This window comes from Angustibacter peucedani (assembly GCF_054779595.1).
In genome coordinates this window covers 1-20,517 of the sequence record NZ_BAAGXY010000041.1, presented here as the reverse complement: position 1 = coordinate 20,517, position 20,517 = coordinate 1, and the positions used below count along the sequence as shown (strand labels likewise).

Here is a 20,517-nt window from a genome sequence, read left to right as displayed (position 1 = left end):
GCGGTTCAGGCCGGCTTGCGCACCAGCAGGTACCCCTGCGTGCTGTGCCACTCGTCGTCCGGCGGCTCACCGGCCCAGAACACCGTCTCGAACCCGGCCGTCTCGAGCAGCCCGCGCAGCTGGTCGGGCTCGTACCACCAGATGTCGAACTCGACACCGGTGCCGGTCGTGCGGCCGGCCCGGCGGTGCTCGTCCTCGCCCGCCTTGTACCCGGTGACGAGGTGCCCGCCGGGCTGCAGCACGCGGTGCAGCTCGCCGAACGCCTGCGCCCGGTCCTCGGGCGGCAGGAACATCAGCGAGTACCAGGCCACGACCCCGGCGAGCTCGGCGTCGCCGAACGGCAGGTCGCGGACGTCGGCGACCGCGAAGTCGAAGCGCGGCTGGTCGCGTCGGGCGCGCTCGACCATGCCGGGCGACAGGTCGACGCCGCGCGGGCTCAGGCCGAGCCCGGCGAGGAACGGCTCGAGGCGACCGGTGCCGCAGCCGACGTCGGCGACGTCCGTGCCGAGGCCCGACCCGAGGACGAGCTGGGCGAAGAGCCCCAGCACGGCCTGGTCGACCGGCATCCGCTCGAGCGCGCCGTCCAGCCGCTCGGCGTAGAAGTCGGCCAGGACGTCGTGCGCGGCCCGCAGCTCGTCGGTCGAGCCGGACCAGTCGCTCACAGGGCGCGGGTGGCGCCGCCGTCGACCGGCACCACCGCGCCGGTCAGGTACGACGCGGCGGGGGACAGCACGAACGCCGCGATCCGGCCGAACTCGTCGGGCCGGCCGTAGCGGCGCAACGGGATCGTGGCCTCGGCGTCGCGGCGCGACGAGGCCGGGCGCCCGCTCGCCTCGTCCAGCTGCCGCACGCGGTCGGTGTCGATCCGCCCGGGCAGCAACGCGTTCACGCGGACGGCCCGCGGGCCGTTCTCGTCGGCCATGGTCTTGGCGAGCATCGCCAGGCCCGGCCGCAGCCCGTTGGACGTCGCGAGCCCGGCGATCGGCGAGCGCACCGAGGTCGAGAGCACGAAGGCGATGGACGACCCCTCGACCGAGGCGGCGTCGGCGACGGCGCGCGCCAGGCGGGCCGGGCCGAGGAACACCGTCTCGAAGGCCGCGCGCCACTGGTCGTCGGTGATCTGGTCGGTGGCGCCGGGCGGGGGTCCGCCGACGCTGATCAGGGCGCCGTCGAGCCGGCCGAACCGCGCGACCGCCGCCGCCACGAGGCGCTCGGCGAGCTCGGGGTCGCCGAGGTCGCCCTCGAGCACCATGACCTGACCGGGGGCGCCGGTGGCGGCGAGCTCCTCGAGCTTGGCGCCGTCCCGGCTGCACACCAGCAGCCGGGCCCCCTCGGCGACGAGCTGCTCGGCGGTGGCCCGACCCAGCCCGCTGGAGGCGCCGGTGACGATGTACGCGCGGTCGGTCAGTCCGAGGTCCATGACGGCAGTCTGTCACCCCACGGACGACGAGCTCACGCCTCCTCGTCGTCCCAGATGCGCCGTCGTCGGGGGGCGGCGGGCACCGGCGTGCGCGTCGCGTCGACGTCGTCCGGGTCGGTCGCGCTCAGGGCCGCCTCGCGGCGCGTGCGGCGCACCCACCAGAACGGGAAACCCAGCGCCAGCAGCGCGAACAGCACCCACTGGACGGCGTAGGAGGCGTTGATGCCCTCGCCGCCGTCGAGCTCGGGTCGGCCGATCAGCGCCGGTGCCGGGGACGTGGCGGGCGACTCGCTGACCAGCACGCCGTAGGCGCGGTAGAGCGGGCGACCGGTGAGCGCGGCCACCCGGCCGAGGTCGATGCTGGCGACCTGACCCGCGGGCACCTGCACGGCTCGTGCCGGCTCGCCCGGCCGCAGCCGGGCCACGACCTCGACGTCCGCGGTGGTGGGGGCGGGGACCGCGTCCGGCTCCTGACCCGGCCGGTCGCCGGTCGTGCCGTTGGGCACCCAGCCCCGGTCGACCAGCAGCGCGCTGCCGTCGGCCAGCACCAGCGGCACCAGCACCTCGTAGCCGTAGGCCGGCCCGGTGTCGCCGACGTCCCGCGGGCGGTTGCGCACCAGCACGGTGCGCCCGACGTCGTAGCGCCCGCTGACGCGCACCGGCCGCCACCCGTCGTCGTGGGCGAGGGGCGCGGACGTCGACGCGAGCAGGTCGGCGAGCGGCACCGCGGGCGCCGCGAAGCTGCGCTCGACGAGCTGCCTGGCGTCGTGCTTGGCCTGGTAGCGGTGCCACTGCCAGCGGCCGAGGCCGACGCACCCGAGCGCGGCGAGCACCGCCAGCACGGCCAGGCCGACGACCTGCCGGTGGCGCCGCCAGAGGTCCAGGCCGCTCACGACCCGACGGTATCCGCACGGGACGGCGGCCCGCGGGCCGGGCACGTAGGCTGGGTCGGTGGACCACGAGCTGCTGCCGACCCCTGCGCCGCGGGCGCCCGGCGCGCTCGTCGACACCTTCGGCCGGATCGCCACCGACCTGCGGGTCTCGGTCACCGACCGCTGCAACCTGCGCTGCACGTACTGCATGCCGGCCGAGGGCCTGGACTGGCTGCCGAAGCCCGAGCTGCTCACCTTCGAGGAGCTCGCGCGCGTCGTCGACGTCACCACCCGGCTCGGCGTCACCTCGGTGCGGCTGACCGGTGGCGAGCCCCTGCTGCGCCGCGGGCTGCCCGAGCTCGTGCGCCAGCTGGCCTCCTTGGAGCGGCGGCCGCGCCTGGCCATGACCACCAACGGCCTCGGCCTCGACCGGCTGGCCGGGCCGCTGCACGACGCCGGGCTCGACCGGGTGAACGTCTCGCTCGACACGGTCGACCGCGAGACGTTCACCCGGCTGACCCGGCGCGACCGGCTGGACGACGTCGTGGCGGGTCTGGCGGCGGCCGCAGCAGCCGGGCTCGAGCCGGTCAAGGTCAACGCCGTCGCCATGCGCGGGGTCAACGACGAGAGCGTCGCCGACCTGCTGCAGTGGTGCCTCGACCGCGGCTACGAGCTGCGGTTCATCGAGCAGATGCCGCTGGACGCGCAGCACGCCTGGGACCGCGGCTCGATGGTGACGCAGGCCGAGGTGCTCGAGCGGCTGGGCGAGCGGTTCACCCTGACACCGCTCGACCCGCAGACCCGGGGGAGCGCGCCGGCCGAGTCCTGGCTGGTCGACGGCGGACCCGCCACCGTGGGCGTCATCGCCAGCGTCAGCCAGCCCTTCTGCGGGGCCTGCGACCGGCTGCGGCTGACCGCCGACGGCCAGCTGCGGTCGTGCCTGTTCGCGCGCAGCGAGGACGACCTGCGCACGCCGCTGCGGGCCGGCGCGGACGACGACGAGCTGGCGGCGCTGGTGGTGCGGCTGGTGGCCGGCAAGAAGGCCGGGCACGGCATCGACGACCCGTCGTTCCTGCAGCCGCAGCGGCCGATGTCGGCCATCGGCGGCTGAGCGCTACAGCTCGTCGACCGGCAGGGTCTCGCGCAGGAAACCGCGCAGCTGGAGGAACTCTCCGAGCGTCGCGCGGTGCTCGTCGCAGGCCAGCCAGGTCTTGCGCCGCTCGGGCGGGTGCAGCTTCGGGTTGTTCCAGCGCAGCGCCCAGGTGGCGTCGGCGCCGCAGCGCTTGGCGCTGCACACCAGGTCGGGCACGACCTCAGCGGCCTGCTCGCTCATCACGGGCCCAGCCTGCCACGCCCGCCGTCGTCCAGCGCCCGGGTCTCGCGCTCGAACGCCTCGGCCCCCGGCTGACGTCGCGGGCCGGCGTTCGCGACCACGACCGCGACGTAGGGCAGCACCACCGCGGCGGCGGCGAAGACCCAGCGCAGCGGGCCCTCGAAGACGACGGCCAGGACGAAGCAGACGGTGCGCACGGACATCGACACGAGGTACTTGCGCATCCGCGGGCCGAGGTCGTCGTCCAACGAGGCCTGCGCACTGGTGATGGTGTGCACCTCGGCCGGACGCTGCTGCCGTGTCACGTCCTGACGGTACGCCCGTGCCCCGGCCCCTGCCACGGCCGGGCGACGCTGGCGCGATCGGTGGCGCGATCGGTGGTGACGGGCGGGCTCAGGAGGCCTGGCTGACGCTCGAGCAGTTGAAGCCGCGGACCCGCAGCGCCGGCATGGCCGTGCGGGGCAGGTAGTCGCCGAACTCGCGACCCAGCGTGAGCTCGGTGGTCCCGGCGGCCTCGACCCGGTCGAGCAGGTCGACCGGCGACTCGTTGAACCGGAAGTTCGTGACGGCTCCGACGACCTCGCCGCCCTCGACCTTGTACACGCCGTCGCGGGTCAGGCCGGTGAGCAGCAGGGTCTGCGGGTCGACCTCGCGGATGTACCAGAGGCAGGTCATCAGCAGGCCGTCGTCCAGCCCCTTCACCAGGTCCATGGCGCTGCCCTGCCCGCCCTCGACGTCCATCAGCAGGTTGTCGGCCGGCGGGGTGAGGGCGAGTCCGGTGAGGCGCGCGGTGTGGCGGGTGGTGGGCAGCGCGGCGAGCACGCCGCGGTCGACCCAGGAGGTCGCCGGCACGGCCAGGCCGTTGTCGAACACCGACGCCATGGCCGAGCTGCCGCCGGTGAGCACCAGCGGCGCGGTCTCGATGCCGGCCGCGGACGGGTCGCTGCGCAGGGTGATCGGGGACGACGAGAGCTGGTCGCCGACCCGGGTGCCGCCGCCGCTGCGCCCGAACGCCGAGCGGCCCTCGTGCGCCGAGCGGGCGTCCGACGAGAAGTAGGCGTAGAGCATGAGGTCGGCGACCGCGGACGACGGCAGCACGGTGTCGTGGCGACCGGCGTCGACCTCGACCCGGCGGGCCTGCCAGCCGAGCCGCTCGCGCACCTCGGCCGCCAGCGCGGGGACGTCGACGACGTCCAGCGAGCGCGCACCGGCGCCCGCCCAGGCCGAGCGGCTGCGCTGGTGCGACTTGCCGTTCAGCTGCACCGTCGCGCTCGGCTGCTCGTGACGGGCCCGGATGCCGGTGCTCGTGGCGAGGTAGGTCGTGCGCACGGTCTGCTCGGCGTAGCCGAACAGCTCGGTGCCGTCGGAGCGGGCCTGCTCGAGCGCGGCGCCCAGGCTCTCGGCCAGCGCCGCGAGGTCGCGGGCCGACACCTGGCCGGGGTCGTCGCCGAAGGCGTCGTCCGCACCGCCCTGCAGCAGGTCGCCGGCGTCCTCGGCGGGCGAGGCGGTGCTCGCGGCGGCCTCGGCCTCGGCGACCAGGGCGCCCACGGACGCGCCGTCGACGCCGCTGCGGCTGACGACGCCGACGCGGTCACCGCCGTGCACCGCGACCACGGTGACGTCGAGGCCGGCGGTCAGGCCGTTGGTCGTCAGCGTGTTGGCCGCCCAGCGCAGGTTGGCGTCGCTGTGGCTGGTGACGAGCACCAGGCACGGACCCGTTGCCGCGGCCAGCGCGCGCTCGGCCAGCTCGGCGGGGTGGATGCTCACGCCTGGCCCTCCTCGGTGGTGTTGAGCACTCGGACGTCTCGGAACAGCGCGCTGGGACAGCCGTGGCTGACCGCCGCGACCTGGCCGGGCTGGCCCTTGCCGCAGTTGAACGCGCCGCCCAGCACCCAGGTCTGCGGGCCGCCGACGACGGCCATCGAGCCCCAGAAGTCGGTGGTGGTCGCCTGGTAGGCGACGTCCTTCACCATGCCCGCGAGCCGGCCGTCCTCGATCCGGTAGAAGCGCTGGCCGGTGAACTGGAAGTTGTAGCGCTGCATGTCGATCGACCACGACTTGTCGCCGAGGACGTAGATGCCGCGCTCGACGCCGGCGATGATCTCCTCGGTGGACGGTCCGTCCGGCGCCGGCTGCAGGCTGACGTTGGCCATGCGCTGGATCGGCACGTGACCCCACGAGTCGGCGAACGCGCAGCCGTTGGAGCGCTCGGCGCCGGTCATCTGCGCGATGCGGCGGTCGAGCTGGTAGCCGACCAGCCGGCCGTCGCGGACGATGTCCCACGACCCCGTGGCCACGCCCTCGTCGTCCCACCCGGTGGTGGCCAACCCGTGCTCGACGTCGCGGTCGCCGGTGACGTGCATCAGCGGCGTGCCGTACTGCAGCGTGCCGAGCTGGTCGGGCGTCGCGAACGACATGCCCGCGTAGGCCGCCTCGTAACCGAGCGCGCGGTCGAGCTCGGTGGCGTGGCCGATGGACTCGTGGATGGTCAGCCACAGGTTGCTGGGGTCGATCACCAGGTCGTACCGGCCGGCCTCGACCGAGGGGGCCTTGAGCTTCTCGACCGCCAGCCCGGGCAGCGCCTCGAGCTCCTCGGCCCAGCGCCAGGCGCCGTCGGCCGCGCTGCCCACGACGTACTCCCAGCCCCGCCCGACCGGGGGCGCGAGGGTGCGCATCGTCTCGACGCCCTCGCTGCTGACCACCACTCCGGTGAGGACGGGCTGCACGCGCACGCGCTGCTGGGTCGTCGCCGTGCCGGCGAGGTCGGCGTAGAACTTCTGCTCCTTCACCGCCCCGAACGAGGCGTCGACGTGGTCGAGGCCGGCGTCGAGCAGCAGCTTGGACCAGCCGACGAAGACGTCGGACTTCTCGCTGTCGGGGACGTCGAACGGGTCGATGCCGTACGCCGAGACCCACTCGCCGGTGTGCACCGGCTCGGGGGCGAGCTCGACCCGCTCGGTCGACAGCGGACGCGACACCCGCGCCATCTCGACCGCGCGGGTGGCGGCCTCGGCGGCGGCGTCGCTCGTCAGGTCGGCGCTGGCCGAGAAGCCCCAGGTGCCGTCGACCACGACGCGCACCGCCAGGCCGGAGTCGGTGGCGTCGCCGCCCCCGGCGCGCTGTCCGTCGCGCAGGGACAGGTCGCTGCTGCGCACGCGCTCGACCCGCAGGTCGGCGTGCTCGGCCCCGAGGTCGCGGGCCCGCTGCAGGGCGGCGTCGGCCAGGGTCTGCAGGGGCAGGTCGCGGAAGTCGTCGTCCACTCGTCGGCGGGTCACGGGGCGACCCTATCCGGGCCGGCCGACACCGCCGCCCGGTTTCTCGGGCAGGATCCTTGCGCCGTTGCCACCGGTTCACGACTACCCGGCGGTAGCCGATAGCGTCGCGCGCATGACGCAGACGAGCGCGGACGACGCCCCGGCCGGGCGCAGCGTCCTGGTCACCGGAGGCAACCGGGGGATCGGGCTGGCGATCGCGCAGGCCTTCGTGGCGACGGGCGACCGCGTCGCGGTGGCGAGCCGCGGCGGCGAGCTGCCGGCCGAGCTGGAGGGCAGCAGCGCGGTCGCGGTGCGCTGCGACGTGACCTCCACCGAGAGCGTGGACGCGGCGTTCAGCGCTGCCGAGGAGGCGCACGGGCCGGTCGAGGTGCTGGTGGCCAACGCCGGCATCACGAAGGACACCCTGCTGATGCGCATGGCGGACGACGAGTTCACCGGCGTCGTCGACACCAACCTCACCGGCGCCTTCCGGTGCGCCCGCCGGGCCAGCAAGGGCATGATCCGTCTGCGCCGCGGCCGCATCGTCCTGGTCTCGAGCGTCGTGGGCCTGTACGGCTCGCCGGGGCAGGCCAACTACGCCTCGAGCAAGGCCGGCCTGGTCGGCCTGGCCCGCTCGATCACCCGCGAGCTGGGTGGGCGCGGCATCACGGCCAACGTCGTGGCACCGGGCTTCGTGCAGACCGACATGACGGCGGCGCTGCCCGAGGCGCAGCAGCAGGCCTACCTCGCGGCCATCCCGGCCGGGCGGTTCGCCACGGCGCAGGAGGTGGCGGACGTCGTCCGGTTCCTCGGCAGCGACGCGGCGGCGTACATCAGCGGGGCGGTCGTCCCGGTCGACGGCGGACTAGGGATGGGGCACTGACATGGGGATCCTCGAGGGCAAGCGGCTGCTGGTCACCGGCGTCCTGATGGACTCCTCGATCGCCTTCCACGTCGCGCGGATCGCGCAGCAGGAGGGCGCCGAGGTCGTGCTGACGTCGTTCGGCCGCACCATGAAGATCACCCAGACCATCGCCAAGCGGCTGCCGACCACGCCGCCGGTGGTCGAGCTCGACGTCCAGGACGACGAGCACCTGGCCACCCTCGCCGACCGGCTGGGCGAGCACGTCGACGGGCTCGACGGCGTGCTGCACTCGATCGGCTTCGCGCCGCAGGGCGCGTTCGACTTCCTCGGTGCGAGCTGGGAGGACGTCAGCACCGCGCTGCACGTGTCGGCCTACTCGCTCAAGGCGCTCTCGGTCGCGGCCCTGCCGCTGATGCCGCAGGGCGGCAGCGTCGTCGGGCTCACCTTCGACGCGCGCTTCGCCTGGCCGGTCTACGACTGGATGGGCGTGGCCAAGGCCGCGTTCGAGTCGACGTCCCGGTACCTGGCCCGCGACCTCGGCCCGAAGGGCGTGCGGGTCAACCTCGTGGCCGCCGGCCCGATCCGCACCACGGCCGCCAAGAGCATCCCGGCGTTCTCGACGTTCGAGGACACCTGGGGCGAGCGGGCGCCGCTGGGCTGGGACGTCAAGGACGCCGAGCCCACGGCCCGCGCGTGCTGCGCGCTGCTCTCGGACTGGTTCCCGGCCACGACGGGCGAGATGCTGCACGTCGACGGCGGCGTGCACGCCATGGGGCAGTAGCCGCTCCCGGGTCGCGCGCTCGGGTCGCGCGAACGCGCCGCAGGGCTACGGTGGAAGCCGTGATCCCGCCGCCCACCGATCCGTTGCTGCCCGTCGACGACGCGCCGCTGACCGAGCTGGTCGAGGGCGAGCTGCCCTCGGCCGAGACCGTGGCGGCGTACGAGAAGGTGCTCCCCGGCGCGGCCGACCGCATCGTGCGGCTGCTCGAGCAGCAGTCGCAGCACCGCATGGACATGGAGCGCCAGGCGCTCGAGAAGGCGTCGCGCACCGAGCGGCTCGGGCAGCTGCTGGGCGTCGCGTTCGCGGTGCTGGTGTTCGTGGTCTCGACCACGCTGATCACCGGCGGCCACGAGCTGCCGGGCACGCTGCTGGCAGTCGCCGACCTCGGGCTGCTGGTGGCGGTGTTCCTGCGCCGGCAGCCGTCCTCCGAGGGCGCCGCGACGAGCGCCGCCTGGTCGGGCGCCGGCCACCACTAGCCTGCCGTCGCCGGCCGGTCCGGCACGAGATGTCGAAAAAGGCCTCCCACCGGCGTCCGGCATGGGCTTGGATGGCTGCCACCGAGCCCCGGGAGGCCGTCATGCGCGTGCGAGCCAGCGCCACCACGCTGTCGTGGATCCCGTCCGAGTCGGTCTCCGGCGCGCTGCGCCGCGGCTTCGACCTCGGGTTCACCCACTACGACGCGCCGCCGCCGGACGCGCTGGACGGGCCGGACGCCGTCGAGACCCTGTGCGAGCTCGACCGGTTCCGCTTCGGCAACGTGCTGGCCGTCTGGGCCGACGTCGAGGGCGGCCGCGTGGTCGACGCCGGCGTCGACGAGGGCTCGGGCCTGGTCATGGGCTCCTCGACGGTGCGCGTCGGCGGCCTCGGCGCGACGTTCCGGGCGTCGTCCCTGCCCGTGCTGCGTCCCGAGCCCGAGCGCGGCGACGCGTCGGTGCGCTTCGTGCAGACCGTGGGCGGACGCACCGGGCTGCCGCTGCCGCGCCCGGTGCCGCACCGGCCGTTCGTGCAGTGGCTGGCCCCGGTGGTCTGGACGACGCTCGCGGTGGTCGTGCACGCCGACGGCCGGGCGGAGGTGGCGCTGGACGGAGCCAGCGCGTTCCCGCGGCACTGGCTCTACGGCTCGGACGGACGGCTGCTCGCCAAGAGCGGGCTGACCGACCAGGCCCGCTGGGTGAGCCACTCGTTCGGCGCCCGCACGCCGTGGGGCGACCAGGACTCCCCGGCCGTCGTGGCGGCGGCCGAGAGCGACCTCGAGCGGCAGATGTCGCGCGAGATCATGCGCGGCGGGCAGCGACCGCAGGTGCGGCACCTGGCCGCCGGCGAGGTGCTCACCCGGCAGGGCGAGCCGGGCGCCGAGCTCTACCTGCTGCTCGACGGCGTGCTGCGCGTGGACGTCGACGGCGACCCGCTGGCCGAGGTCGGGCCGGGCGCGGTGCTGGGGGAGCGGGCGCTGCTGGAGGAGGGGCGCCGCACCTCGACGCTGACCGCCGTCACCCCCTCGCGGGTCGCGGTGGCGAGCGCGGGGGCGGTCGACGTCGAGCGGCTGCGTGCGCTCGCCGAGGGCCACCGGCGCGAGGACGCGCCGGCCGTCGAGCTCCCGACGCAGCGGGTCGACCTGGACGCCGGACGTCCGGTCGACGCCGGCTGAGGGCGTCGCGGGACGACCGGCGACGGTCTCTCCGGCGACGGTGCAGGGGCCGTTAGAGTCCCGGCATGACGACGTCCAGCGCCCCCGAGGGCGGCCGCGGCCGCTCGCTGGCCACCCTCGCCGAGCTGCGCGTGCTGGACGGCCCCAACCTGTACTTCCCGCGGGCCGCGATCAAGCTGACCTTCGACATCCGCGGGCTGAGCGAGGCCACGGACGACGTCGCCGCGCGCTGGGCCGCGGACGCCGGCCTGAGCCGGGTGCGGCCGGGCGCCGCCGGGTCGGCGCAGCGCCAGCGGATGGCGGTGCGGCTGCTCGGCCGTCTCGTGCGCCAGGTGGCCGCCGCCTCGGGCACGACCCGGCTGGGCCTGCGGGTGCGGCCGGCCAACGAGGTGACCGAGGTGGTCGTCGCCTACCCCTGGCGCCGGCACGACCGGGCGGTCGAGGTGGGCCGCCAGCTCGAGCACCTGCTGGCGCACTGGGACGACGCGCCGCTGGCCGAGCTGGTGGCCGCGGCGGGCGCGGCCGTGCGAGCCGCTCCCGAGGGCCGTCGTCCCAGCGCCCTGACCCCTCAGGTGCCCGTCGCGTCGGTCACCGGCACGAACGGCAAGACGACGACCACCCGGCTGCTGGCCCACATCGCCATGACCGCGGGTCTGCGCACCGGCTGGTCGAGCACGGACGGCGTGGTGGTGCAGGGCGAGGTCGTCGAGCCCGGCGACTACTCGGGCCCGGCCGGCGCGCGTGCCGTGCTGGAGTCGCCGGCCGTCCAGCTCGGCGTGCTCGAGACGGCCCGCGGTGGGCTGCTGCTGCGCGGCATGGGCGTCACCCGAAACGACGTCTCGGTCGTCACCAACGTCAGCGCCGACCACCTGGGGCTGCAGGGCATCGACACCGTCGACCAGCTGGCCGAGGTCAAGGCCGTCATCACCCGGGTGACCGCGCGCGAGGGCTGGTGCGTGCTCAACGCCGAGGACCCGCGCGTCCTGGCTATGGCGCGGCAGAGCACGGGCCGGCCGTGGGCGTTCGCCCTGGATCCCGACGCGCCGGGTCTGCGCACGGCCCTGGACGCCGGCGGGCGCGGCATCACGGTGCTCGACGGGCACCTGACCGTGCTCGACCCGCACGCCGACCCCGACCCGCTGGTGCCGGTGCTCGACGTACCGGTGACGCTGTCGGGCCTGTCGCGGCACAACGTCGCCAACGCGCTCGCGGCGGCCGCCGCCGCCCTGGGTCTCGGCCTGCCCCGCGCGGACGTCGTCGCGGGCCTGCGCAGCTTCCGGCCCGACGTCCGGCTGAACCCGGGGCGGATGAACGTCTGGACGCTCCCGCTCGAGCAGGGGTCGGCCACCGTGGTGGTCGACCTGGCGCACAACGAGGCCGGGCTCGAGGCGCTGCTGGACGTCTGCGACGGCCTGCGCGCCCCCGGCGCCCAGGTGCACCTCGGGCTGGGCACGGCCGGTGACCGCACCGACGACATCCTGGTCGCGCTCGGCGAGCTGGCCGGACGACGGGCCGACGACGTCGCGGTGGTGCACAAGGAGCGCTACCTGCGCGGCCGCGAGGCCGAGGACCTCGAGGTGCACCTGCGCGCCGGGCTCGGCGCCGTCGGCGTCGCGGACGTCGGGTCGTACGACGACGAGCTGTCGGGCCTGCAGGCGCTGGTGGGTCGGGCCGCGGCCGGCGACGTCGTGGCGGTCATGTGCCACCAGGACCGGCCGTTGCTCGACGAGTGGCTGCAGGCCGAGGGCGCCACCCCCGACGGGCCGGACGAGATCCGGGACAAGGTCGTCGTGGCCCGCGGCGAGCACCCGCAGGAGCAGCAGATCGCCGACTTGTGGGAGCACGCCGAGCCCACCGACCGCCAGCGCCTGTTCCTGGCCCTGCTCGACGCCGACCCCGACGACCCGCGGCTGATGTTCGAGTGGGCCAGTGCGCTCGACGCCGCCGGTCACGAGGCCGAAGCCGTGCCCGCCTACCGGTCGGCGCTGCGCGACGGCCTGCGCGAGCCGCACCGGCACCGCGCGCTGCTGCAGCTCGGCTCGTCCCTCACGGTGCTGGGCCGAGCGGAGGAGGCCGTCGAGGTGCTCGCCGAGGTACGCGAGCACCGCCCCACGAGCGCTGCGGCGCAAGGGTTCTACGCCCTGGCGCTGCGCGCGGCGGGGCGTCCGGACGACGCCCTCGCCGTCCTGATGGAGTCGCTGATGGCGCACGCTGCCGGCCCGGACGACGAGGCGTACCGGGCTGCGCTGCTGCGCTACGCCACCGGCGGCGCCTGAACCTGGTCGGCCTCGGCCTCGCTCTCGGCGCCGGCCGCGTCGCCCTCGACCTTCGCGGTCTCGGTGAGCTGGGCCGGGTCGAGGTCGGGGTCGCCGACGACCTCGCCGGTGTGGGCACCGGCCTGGGCCTGGCGGCCGAGCTGCTCGAGCTCGGCGAGGACGCCCGCGTGCTTGTCGGCGCAGAGCACCACGAGGTCGCCCCGGTTGGCCCGCGCCATGATGTGCCGCACGGCCTCCAGCTCGTCGGTGACGATCTCGACCTGCTTGCAGCGGGCGCCGTCGGCCATGCGCGAGCGGACGCCCTCGGCCACCAGCTCGGCCGCCTCGCCGACCGCGCGCCGCCGCAGGTTGGCGTCCTCGCGCACGACGACGACGTCGAAGTGGTCGGCCGCCACCTCGCCCAGCTCGCGGATGTCCTCGTCGCGCCGGTCGCCGGCGGCACCGATCATCGCGATCCGCGAGGGCTTGCCGAGGTCGGCGGTCGCGTCCTTGCGCGTGGCGTACCGCTCGACGAAGTCGCCGAGCGCCCGCATGCCGGCCGGGTTGTGGCAGTAGTCGACGACGACGTCGACGTTGCGCACCTCGAGCAGGTTCATGCGGCCGGGGGACAGGTAGTAGGACGTCGTGAACGTCCGCAGGCCCTGCCGGATGTCGTGCAGCGGCGCGCCGCTCGCGAACGCGGCGCCGGCCGCCGCCATGGCGTTGGCGACGTTGAACATCGCGGCCCCGCCGAACGTCGCGGGCAGCAGGTGCGTCCACGCGAGCTGCATGGCGCGTCGTCCATGCCGGATGACGATCATGTCGCCCTTGTCGGTGTGCTCGAGCACGACCGCCTTGCCGCCGCGGCGGCAGTGCTCGTCGACCATGTCGCGCACCTCGCTGCCGGGGTCGGCCAGCGAGAACCAGACGATCTCGCCCGAGCAGCGGCGGCGCATGGCGCGCACCAGCGGGTCGTCGGCGTTGAGCACCGCGGCGCCGTCGCGTGGCACGGCCTCGACCACGACGGCCTTGACGTCGGCGAGCTGCTCGAGCGTGTCGACGCCGCGCATGCCGAGGTGGTCGGGCGCGATGTTGGTGACCACCGCGACGTCGTTGCGGTCGTAGCCGAGGCCCTCGCGCAGGATGCCGCCGCGCGCCACCTCGAACACCGCGAAGTCGACGCGGGGGTTCTGCAGCACCATGCGCGCGGACTTGGGTCCGCTCGCGTCGGCGCGGATCACCAGGCGCTCGTCGATCACGACGCCGTCGGTCGACGTCATGCCGACCTTGCGGCCCAACCCCTTGAAGACGTGGGCGATCATCCGGGACGTCGTCGTCTTGCCGTTGGTGCCGGTCACCGCGACGATCGGCACCCGGCTGGCCGCACCCGGCGGGAAGAGCAGGTCGACCACCGGCTTGGCGATGAACTGCGGCTCGCCCACGGTCGGGTGCGTGTGCATGCGGAACCCCGGCGCGGCGTTGACCTCGCAGATCGCGCCGCCGGTCTCGCGCACGGGCTGGGCGATGTCGGGGCAGATGAAGTCGATGCCCGCGACGTCCAGGCCGATGACCCGGGCCGCCTCCTCGGCGATCTCGACGTTGTCGGGGTGGGCGTCGAAGGTGCGGTCGATCGAGATGCCGCCCGTCGACATGTTGCCGGTCAGGGCGAGCTTGACCATCTCGCCCTCGGGCGGGACGTCGTCCATGCCGTAGCCCTGCTCGCGCACCAGCTCGACCGCCGCGTCGTCGACGGCGATGCGGGTCAGCACCTTCTCGTGGCCGACGCCGCGGCGCGGGTCGGCGTTGGTGCGCTCGACCAGCTCGGAGACCGTGTGCGTGCCGTCGCCGACGACGTGGGCCGGCACGCGCTCGGCGATCGCCTGCATGCGCCCGCCGATGATGAGGCAGCGGTAGTCGCGCCCGGTGACCATGGACTCCACGACCACCCAGCCGCGCCGCGACTCCTCCTGCGCGACCTCGAAGGCCTCGCGCACCTCGTCGGCGTCCTGCAGGTCGAGGCAGACCCCGCGCCCGTGGTTGCCGTCCAGCGGCTTCACGACGACGGGGTAGCCCAGCCGGTCGGCGATCGCCACGGCCGCGGCGGCCGACCGCACGCTCTCGGTGCCCGGCACCGGCAGGCCGGCGGACGAGAGCAGCCGGGCGGTGAGCTCCTTGTCACCCGCGATGTCGACCGCGAGCGCGCCGGTCATCGAGGTCATGGTGGCCCGGATGCGCTGCTGGTGGACGCCCTGCCCGAGCTGCACCAGCGAGTGCTCGTTCAGCCGGATCCACGGGATGTCACGGCTGACGGCCTCCTCGACGATGGCCGCCGTGCTCGGCCCGAAGGCTGTGCGCTCGGCGCGGCGCAGGAAGGTGTCGAGCTCGTCGGCGAAGTCGAAGTCCGGCTCGGGCTGCACCAGGTGGTTGATGAGGCGCACGGCGAGGCGGATCGCGGCCACGCCCACGCGCTCGTCGACGTACCCGAAGACGATGTTGTAGCGGCCCTCGGTGCCCTTGACCTGGCGCGTCTTGCCGCGCCGCATGTCGTGGCCGGCCTCCTGCTGCAGCTGCAGGGCGACGTGCTCGGCGACGTGGCCGAGCCAGGTGCCCTCGCGCAGGCGCTCGACGAAGCCGCCGCGGTGACCGCGCGAGCAGGTGTGGCGCTCCAGGCCGGGCAGCAGCTCGAGCAGCTGGTCGGTGAAGCCGTCCAGCGCGCTCGTGGGGAACTGCTCCAGCACGCCGAGGTCGACGACCACGTGCAGCGCCTTGTCGTACGACCAGACGTTCGGCCCCCGGTACACCCGCGTCTCGACGATGGTGAGGTCGGGGGACGGTCGCGCGTCGGACATCGGCACTCCTGTCGCCTCGGCGCCGCCGGGTGCGGCGCTGGTAGCCCCCGATCATGCACGAACTCGGTCAGGGTCCGCTTGCTGCACCGGCCACGGGTTCGCCCGGCCCCTCGCGCAGGCGGCTGGCCAGGGCCTTGGCCTCCTCGCGGTCGGAGTGCGAGCGCGCCACCTGCTTGTCGGGACGCCGCTCGACGAACTGCTCGAGCCGTCGCTCGCGCAGGTCGAACCGCGCACCGGCCGGCAGGGCGTGGACGACGGCACCGCTGACGAGCACCGCGCTGCCCTGGCGGGCCTCGTGCGCGTTGGTCAGTGCGTGCGTCGCGTCGACGACGAACACCGCACCCGAGCCGAGCACCTCGACGCTGCGGCCGTCGGTGACGAGCGCAGCGGTGTCCTCGTCGATCCCCATGCCCAGCAGGGACGGCGACAGCGCGACGAGCGAGAGCAGCCGGCCGTAGCGCGAGCGCTGGTCGAAGTGCTGGTCGACGATGACCTGGGGCAGCAGCCCGAGGCCCACCGAGAGCTGGCTGGCCCGCTGGCGCGGCGTCACGCCCTCGTCGCCCATCGAGATCATGTGGCTGCTCATGATGCTGGCGCCGGCCGACGTCCCCGCGACCACGGCGCCGCGCTCGTAGGCGGCCAGCACCGCGTCGCCGACCGCGGTGCCCGCGACGACCTGGGCCAGCTTGAGCTGGTTGCCGCCGGTCATGAAGACTCCGGTGGCGTCGTCGAGCGCCGCGGCCAGCTCGGGGTCGTCGGCCTCGGTGCGGGTCTGCGGGCGCACGGCCGTGACGGTCGGGACGCCGAGCCGCTGGAACACGCTGCGGTAGACGACGACCATCTCGTCCTCGACGCTGGACGCCGTCGGGATCACCACGACCCGGGCGTCCGTGCCCCCGGCCAGGCGCACGAAGCGTCGCAGCACCCGGGCCGGGCCCAGCTTGTCCTCCGCGCCGCCGATGATCAGCAGCCGCTTGCGTCCTCGGCGTGGCATGGCGCCCACCTTAGGTGCACGGCGGGCCGCTCCCTGCGCCAGACTCGGGGCATGGCCGCGTCACGTCAGCTGCTCGTCGTCCGGCACGCCAAGTCCGACCGCGACCGGCCGGGTCCCGACCACGCCCGACCGCTCAACGCGCGCGGACGACGCGACGCCGGCGCGCTGGGTCGGCTGCTGGCCGGCCGGGGAGAGCTCGACCTGGTGCTGTGCTCGAGCGCGGTCCGGGCCCGCGAGACGTGGGACCTGGCGGCGGCCGCGCTCGACCCGGCGCCGCCCTTGGAGGTGCGCGACGGGCTCTACCTCGCCCCGCCGTCGGCGGTGCTGGCGGCCGTGCGCGAGGTGGGGGACGACGTCCGGGCGCTCGTCGTGGTCGGGCACGAGCCGACCCAGTCCGCACTGGTGGAGCAGCTGGCAGGGACCGCCGAACCCGTTGCGGCGCAGGTGTTCGCCGACGGGTTCGTCACGGCGGCGGTGGCGACGCTGACGTTCGAGGGCGCGTGGGGCGACGTGCCGCTGCGCGAGTGCCACCTGGCGGCGTTCGACGTGCCGCGGGGCTGACGACCGCTCAGTGGGGCTGGTCGATCCCCTCGGCCTCGTCGGCCTCCTCGACCTCCTCGCGCGGGATGCCGATCAGGTAGAGCACGGCGTCCAGGAAGGGCACGTTGACGGCGGCGTCGGCCTGCTCGCGCACCACGGGCTTGGCGTTGAAGGCGATGCCCAGCCCGGCGGCGTCCAGCATGTCGAGGTCGTTGGCGCCGTCGCCGATCGCGATGGTGCGCTGCAGCGAGATGCCCTCGGCCTCGGCGAACTCGCGCAGCGCCTGCGCCTTGCCCGCGCGGTCGACGACGTCGCCCACGACGCGACCGGTGAGCCGGCCCTCGCGCACCTCGAGCTGGTTCGCCCGGTAGTGGTCGATGCCCAGCAGCTCGGCCAGCGGCCGCACGACCTCGACGAAGCCGCCCGAGACCAGCGCCACCGTGAACCCGAGGCGGCCGAGGGTCCGCACCAGGGTGCGCGCGCCCGGGGTGAGCTGCACCGCCTGCCGCACCTCGTCGAGCACCTCGACGGGCAGTCCCTCGAGCCGGGCGACGCGCTCGTGCAGGCTGGCGGCGAAGTCCAGCTCGCCGCGCATGGCGCGCTCGGTGACGGCTGCCACCTCGGCGCCGCGCCCGCTGCGCTCGGCCAGCATCTCGATGACCTCGCCCTGGATCAGGGTGGAGTCGACGTCCATCACGACGAGGCGTCGCCCGCGCCGGGCCAGGCCGGCGGGCGACACCGCGACGTCGACGCCGTGGGCCGTGGCGGCGCCGGCCACCGCTCGGCGCAGCGACGGCACGTCCCCGCCCGAGACGTCGATCTCGACGGTGGTGACCGGCCAGCGCGAGATGCGGCGGATGCGGTCGATGTTGGCGTCCTGCGCCGCGAGCTGCTCGGCGACCGCGGCGACCGCTCCGGGCAGCAGGGGAGCGGCGAGCAGCGTCACGTGCAGGCGGCCGGCCCGGCGCGGGGCGCTGTCGCCCGAGCCGGCCTTGCAGCGCACCTTCATGTCGAGCCGGTCGGCGACGTCGAGCGCGGCCGCGCGAACCGACTCGTCCCCAGCCGTGGTGAGCAGCACCGCGAGGGTCAGGTTGCCGCGCACGACCACCTGCTCGACGTCCAGGACGGTGGCAGGCGTCCTCGCGAGGGCGGCGAAGAGCGCGGAGGTCACGCCGGGTCGATCCTGGCCGGTGAGGGTGACGAGCAGCGTGGGCTCGTCGGTGCTGCGCGGCGGGACCTCGATCACCCGCCGAGGCTACCCAGCCGTCCCGCCGAACGGGCGCAGCGGCCAGGATCCGGGATCGCCCGCGACGGGTCCGCGCCGTTGACCGGTCCGCGCCCGCGGAGGACGCTGGGCGGTGCAGGGACCGTGGGAGAGGTCGTGGTGGCGATGGTGATGAGGCTCCGCATCCGCTGCAAGCTCCTGGGGCACCACTACGTCAGGGTCCGGTACCCCGACAGCCCGGACGGCTACTACCTGCGCTGCCTGCGCTGCCACAAGGAGCGCGACACCGGCGCCCGCATCGCCGTGGTGGGCATCCAGTAGCCGCCCGCCTCCCGGCCCGTGGGCGCTTGACCGTCCGACCACGCCGGGTGGATCGTCCGCAGCATGGACGACGGCGCGCGGGCCGCGCTCGACCGGGCCGCCGAGCACGCGCGCCGCTGGCTGGACGGGCTGCCCTCGCGCCGCATCCCGGCCCGCGCGACCCCGGACGACGTCCACGCCGTCCTCGACGGCCCGCTGCCGGCGCGCGGCCTGGAGCCGGTCGAGGTGGTCGACCGCCTGGTCGCGGCGGTCGAGCCGGGGCTCATGGCCAGCGGGTCGGGCCGGTTCTACGGCTGGGTCATGGGCGGCACGCTGCCGGCCGCCCTGGCCGCGGACTGGCTCGTCTCGGCCTGGGACCAGAACGCGGGCATGCGCGACGCCACCACCGGCGTCGTCGCGGTCGAGGAGGTCGCCGCGGTCTGGCTGCTCGACCTGCTGCAGCTGCCGGCGGACTCAGGCGTCGGCTTCGCGACCAGTGCCACGACCGCCGGCTTCACCGCACTCGCGGCGGCCCGTGGCGCGGTGCTGGCCCGGGCCGGCTGGGACGTCGAGCGCGACGGCCTCGCCGGTGCCCCGCCGCTGCGGGTGCTGGCCGGTCGCGAACGGCACGGTTCGGTCGACATGGCGCTGCGCTACCTCGGGCTCGGCCGGCCGCAGCTGGTCGACCACGACGACCAGGGCCGCGTCGAGCCCGCCGCCCTGCGCGCGGCCCTCGCCGACGTCGACGGGCCGGCGGTCGTCGTCCTGCAGGCCGGACACATCCACTCGGGCGCCTTCGACCGGTTCGACGAGCTGGTCGCGGTCGCGCACGACGCGGGAGCGTGGGTGCACGTCGACGGCGCGTTCGGGCTGTGGGCGCTGGCGTCACCGCGGTTCGACCACCTGACCGCGGGGCTCGCCGACGCCGACTCGTGGGCCACGGACGCCCACAAGACGCTCAACACGCCGTACGACTGCGGCGTCGCGGTCGTGCGCGACGCCGGCGCACTGCGCGCCGCGATGTCGCAGCCGGCCAGCTACCTGCTCAGCTCGGCCCGGGCCGACCCGCACGAGGGCGTCCCCGAGCTGTCCCGCCGGGCGCGGGGAGTCCCCGTCTGGGCCGCGCTGGCCGAGCTCGGCACGGACGGCGTGCGAGAGCTGGTCGAGCAGCTGGCCGGGAGCGCAGCCACGCTCGCCGACGGGCTGCGGACGCTGCCCGGCGTCGAGGTGCTCAACGACGTCGTCTGGACCCAGGTCACCACGGCCGTCCGGGACGACGAGACCACCGCCGCGGTGCTGCAGCGGTTGCTCGACGAGGGCGTCGTCATGCCGTCCGGCAGCCGCTGGCACGACCGCGCCGTCATCCGGTTCTCGGTCAGCAGCTGGCGCACCGGACCGCAGGAGGTGGCCGAGACGGTCGAGGCGGTCCGCCGCGCGCTGGCGACGGGCTAGCGCGCGTTGACGTCGTCGCGGAACGCGATCCAGTCGCGCAGCTTGCCCAGGTCGTAGTCCGGCCCGCCGAGCCCGACGGTGAACAACCGCACGCCGAGGTCGTGCAGCCGCTGCCCGTTGACGTCGGGCGAGTCCTGCACGCCGACCGACCGCTCGATCGCACCCGGGTCGCGGTCCTCCCTGGCGCACCAGTCGTCGAGCACCGCGGTCTTGCGCTCGAACGTGTCGGGATCGCCGAAGCTGTGCCAGACGTCGGCGTGCCGCGCGACGTACCGCAGCGTCTTCTTCTCGCCACCGCCGCCGATCAGCACCGGGATCTTCCGGGTCGGTGCCGGGTTGAGCTTCGACCAGCGCTTCTCGATGCGCGGCAGGGCCTCGCCGAGGTCGTCGAGCCGCGAGCCGGCTGTGCCGAAGTCGTAGCCGTACTCGTCGTAGTCCTTCTCGAACCAGCCCGACCCGATGCCCAGCACCAGCCGGCCGCCGCTGATGTGGTCGACGGTGCGGGCCATGTCGGCCAGCAGCTCGGGGTTGCGGTAGCTGTTGCAGGTGACGAGCGCGCCGATCTCGACGCGCGAGGTGATCTCGGCCCAGGCCGCCAGCACCGTCCAGCACTCGAGGTGCTTGCCCTCGGGGGCGCCGTACAGCGGGTAGAAGTGGTCCCAGTTGAAGGCGACGTCGACCCCGAGCTCCTCGGCGTCGACGACGGCCTGGCGCAGCTGCGCCCACTCG

Annotated in this window: 20 protein-coding genes; 9 read left to right on the top strand and 11 right to left on the bottom strand. The window is 74.9% G+C overall.

From position 1 onward, the window contains the following. Nucleotides 1-5 precede the first annotated feature (5 nt). The 3 genes from ACYVJ4_RS09250 to ACYVJ4_RS09240 are packed head-to-tail and all read right to left on the bottom strand — an operon-like array spanning nucleotide 6 to nucleotide 2,313. Nucleotides 6-662: a class I SAM-dependent methyltransferase gene (locus ACYVJ4_RS09250; RefSeq protein WP_460459836.1), complete on the bottom strand. Its 657-nt coding sequence runs from the start codon at nucleotides 660-662 to the stop codon at nucleotides 6-8. Next, nucleotides 659-1,420, bottom strand: coding sequence for an SDR family oxidoreductase (locus ACYVJ4_RS09245; protein ID WP_460459835.1), 762 nt, complete (start codon nucleotides 1,418-1,420; stop codon nucleotides 659-661). Before ACYVJ4_RS09245 ends, ACYVJ4_RS09250 begins: the two co-directional genes overlap by 4 nt. 32 nt (nucleotides 1,421-1,452) lie before the next feature. Further along, nucleotides 1,453-2,313 (bottom strand): SURF1 family cytochrome oxidase biogenesis protein, encoded by an 861-nt coding sequence (locus ACYVJ4_RS09240; RefSeq protein ID WP_460459834.1) that lies wholly within the window; start codon nucleotides 2,311-2,313, stop codon nucleotides 1,453-1,455. A gap of 58 nt (nucleotides 2,314-2,371) precedes the next feature. On the opposite strand from ACYVJ4_RS09240, the gene moaA reads away from it, so the two are divergent. Beyond that, nucleotides 2,372-3,403: a GTP 3',8-cyclase MoaA gene (gene moaA, locus ACYVJ4_RS09235; RefSeq protein WP_460459833.1), complete on the top strand. Its 1,032-nt coding sequence runs from the start codon at nucleotides 2,372-2,374 to the stop codon at nucleotides 3,401-3,403. A gap of 3 nt (nucleotides 3,404-3,406) precedes the next feature. Here moaA and ACYVJ4_RS09230 read toward each other — a convergent pair whose 3' ends face one another. The 4 genes from ACYVJ4_RS09230 to ACYVJ4_RS09215 form a co-directional block, all read right to left on the bottom strand. After that, nucleotides 3,407-3,625, bottom strand: coding sequence for a hypothetical protein (locus ACYVJ4_RS09230; RefSeq protein ID WP_460459832.1), 219 nt, complete (start codon nucleotides 3,623-3,625; stop codon nucleotides 3,407-3,409). Beyond that, nucleotides 3,625-3,930 carry a DUF3099 domain-containing protein gene (locus ACYVJ4_RS09225; protein WP_460459831.1) on the bottom strand — a complete coding sequence of 102 codons (306 nt, stop codon included), beginning with the start codon at nucleotides 3,928-3,930 and terminating at the stop codon, nucleotides 3,625-3,627. Before ACYVJ4_RS09225 ends, ACYVJ4_RS09230 begins: the two co-directional genes overlap by 1 nt. 88 nt (nucleotides 3,931-4,018) lie before the next feature. Continuing rightward, entirely contained in the window at nucleotides 4,019-5,392 is a 1,374-nt protein-coding gene (locus ACYVJ4_RS09220; RefSeq protein WP_460459830.1) for a metallopeptidase TldD-related protein, read from the bottom strand. Then, nucleotides 5,389-6,900, bottom strand: coding sequence for a TldD/PmbA family protein (locus ACYVJ4_RS09215; RefSeq protein ID WP_460459829.1), 1,512 nt, complete (start codon nucleotides 6,898-6,900; stop codon nucleotides 5,389-5,391). The genes ACYVJ4_RS09220 and ACYVJ4_RS09215 overlap by 4 nt, the downstream gene beginning before the upstream one ends. Before the next feature lie 112 nt (nucleotides 6,901-7,012). On the opposite strand from ACYVJ4_RS09215, the gene fabG reads away from it, so the two are divergent. The 5 genes from fabG to ACYVJ4_RS09190 all read left to right on the top strand — a co-directional run bounded on the left by fabG (nucleotide 7,013) and on the right by ACYVJ4_RS09190 (nucleotide 12,449). Next, on the top strand, nucleotides 7,013-7,762 hold the full coding sequence (gene fabG / locus ACYVJ4_RS09210) for a 3-oxoacyl-ACP reductase FabG (RefSeq protein WP_460459828.1): 750 nt from the start codon (nucleotides 7,013-7,015) through the stop codon (nucleotides 7,760-7,762). A 1-nt stretch (nucleotide 7,763) separates the two neighbouring features. Continuing rightward, nucleotides 7,764-8,525, top strand: a complete 762-nt coding sequence (gene fabI, locus ACYVJ4_RS09205) for an enoyl-ACP reductase FabI (protein ID WP_460459827.1) — start codon at nucleotides 7,764-7,766, stop codon at nucleotides 8,523-8,525. 59 nt (nucleotides 8,526-8,584) lie between these two features. Continuing rightward, nucleotides 8,585-9,001 carry a DUF2335 domain-containing protein gene (locus ACYVJ4_RS09200; protein WP_460459826.1) on the top strand — a complete coding sequence of 139 codons (417 nt, stop codon included), beginning with the start codon at nucleotides 8,585-8,587 and terminating at the stop codon, nucleotides 8,999-9,001. 71 nt (nucleotides 9,002-9,072) lie between these two features. Continuing rightward, complete coding sequence (locus ACYVJ4_RS09195; protein ID WP_460459825.1) at nucleotides 9,073-10,173, top strand: cyclic nucleotide-binding domain-containing protein; 1,101 nt, start codon at nucleotides 9,073-9,075, stop codon at nucleotides 10,171-10,173. Between the two features lie 65 nt (nucleotides 10,174-10,238). Continuing rightward, entirely contained in the window at nucleotides 10,239-12,449 is a 2,211-nt protein-coding gene (locus ACYVJ4_RS09190; RefSeq protein WP_460459824.1) for a tetratricopeptide repeat protein, read from the top strand. On the opposite strand, the gene cphA is transcribed toward ACYVJ4_RS09190, so the two are convergent. After that, nucleotides 12,428-15,277 carry a cyanophycin synthetase gene (gene cphA / locus ACYVJ4_RS09185; protein WP_460459823.1) on the bottom strand — a complete coding sequence of 950 codons (2,850 nt, stop codon included), beginning with the start codon at nucleotides 15,275-15,277 and terminating at the stop codon, nucleotides 12,428-12,430. The genes ACYVJ4_RS09190 and cphA overlap by 22 nt on opposite strands. Before the next feature lie 67 nt (nucleotides 15,278-15,344). Continuing rightward, entirely contained in the window at nucleotides 15,345-16,271 is a 927-nt protein-coding gene (locus ACYVJ4_RS09180; protein ID WP_460459822.1) for a cyanophycinase, read from the bottom strand. A gap of 51 nt (nucleotides 16,272-16,322) precedes the next feature. On the opposite strand from ACYVJ4_RS09180, the gene ACYVJ4_RS09175 reads away from it, so the two are divergent. Beyond that, complete coding sequence (locus ACYVJ4_RS09175; protein ID WP_460459821.1) at nucleotides 16,323-16,832, top strand: SixA phosphatase family protein; 510 nt, start codon at nucleotides 16,323-16,325, stop codon at nucleotides 16,830-16,832. Between the two features lie 7 nt (nucleotides 16,833-16,839). Here the strand turns inward: ACYVJ4_RS09175 and serB are convergent, their stop codons facing one another. Continuing rightward, nucleotides 16,840-18,057: a phosphoserine phosphatase SerB gene (serB, locus tag ACYVJ4_RS09170; protein WP_460459820.1), complete on the bottom strand. Its 1,218-nt coding sequence runs from the start codon at nucleotides 18,055-18,057 to the stop codon at nucleotides 16,840-16,842. Nucleotides 18,058-18,207: 150 nt separating this feature from the next. On the opposite strand from serB, the gene ACYVJ4_RS09165 reads away from it, so the two are divergent. Both ACYVJ4_RS09165 and ACYVJ4_RS09160 read left to right on the top strand, forming a co-directional pair. Next, a complete protein-coding gene (locus ACYVJ4_RS09165; protein ID WP_460459819.1) occupies nucleotides 18,208-18,357 on the top strand; it encodes a hypothetical protein in 150 nt (49 codons plus the stop codon). Between the two features lie 63 nt (nucleotides 18,358-18,420). Then, the gene (locus ACYVJ4_RS09160) at nucleotides 18,421-19,788 is read left to right on the top strand and encodes a pyridoxal phosphate-dependent decarboxylase family protein (protein WP_460459818.1); all 1,368 of its coding nucleotides are present in this window, start codon (nucleotides 18,421-18,423) and stop codon (nucleotides 19,786-19,788) included. Here ACYVJ4_RS09160 and ACYVJ4_RS09155 read toward each other — a convergent pair. Next, on the bottom strand, nucleotides 19,785-20,517 hold a 733-nt coding region (locus tag ACYVJ4_RS09155; protein ID WP_460459817.1), incomplete at its 5' end, for an LLM class F420-dependent oxidoreductase. The genes ACYVJ4_RS09160 and ACYVJ4_RS09155 overlap by 4 nt on opposite strands.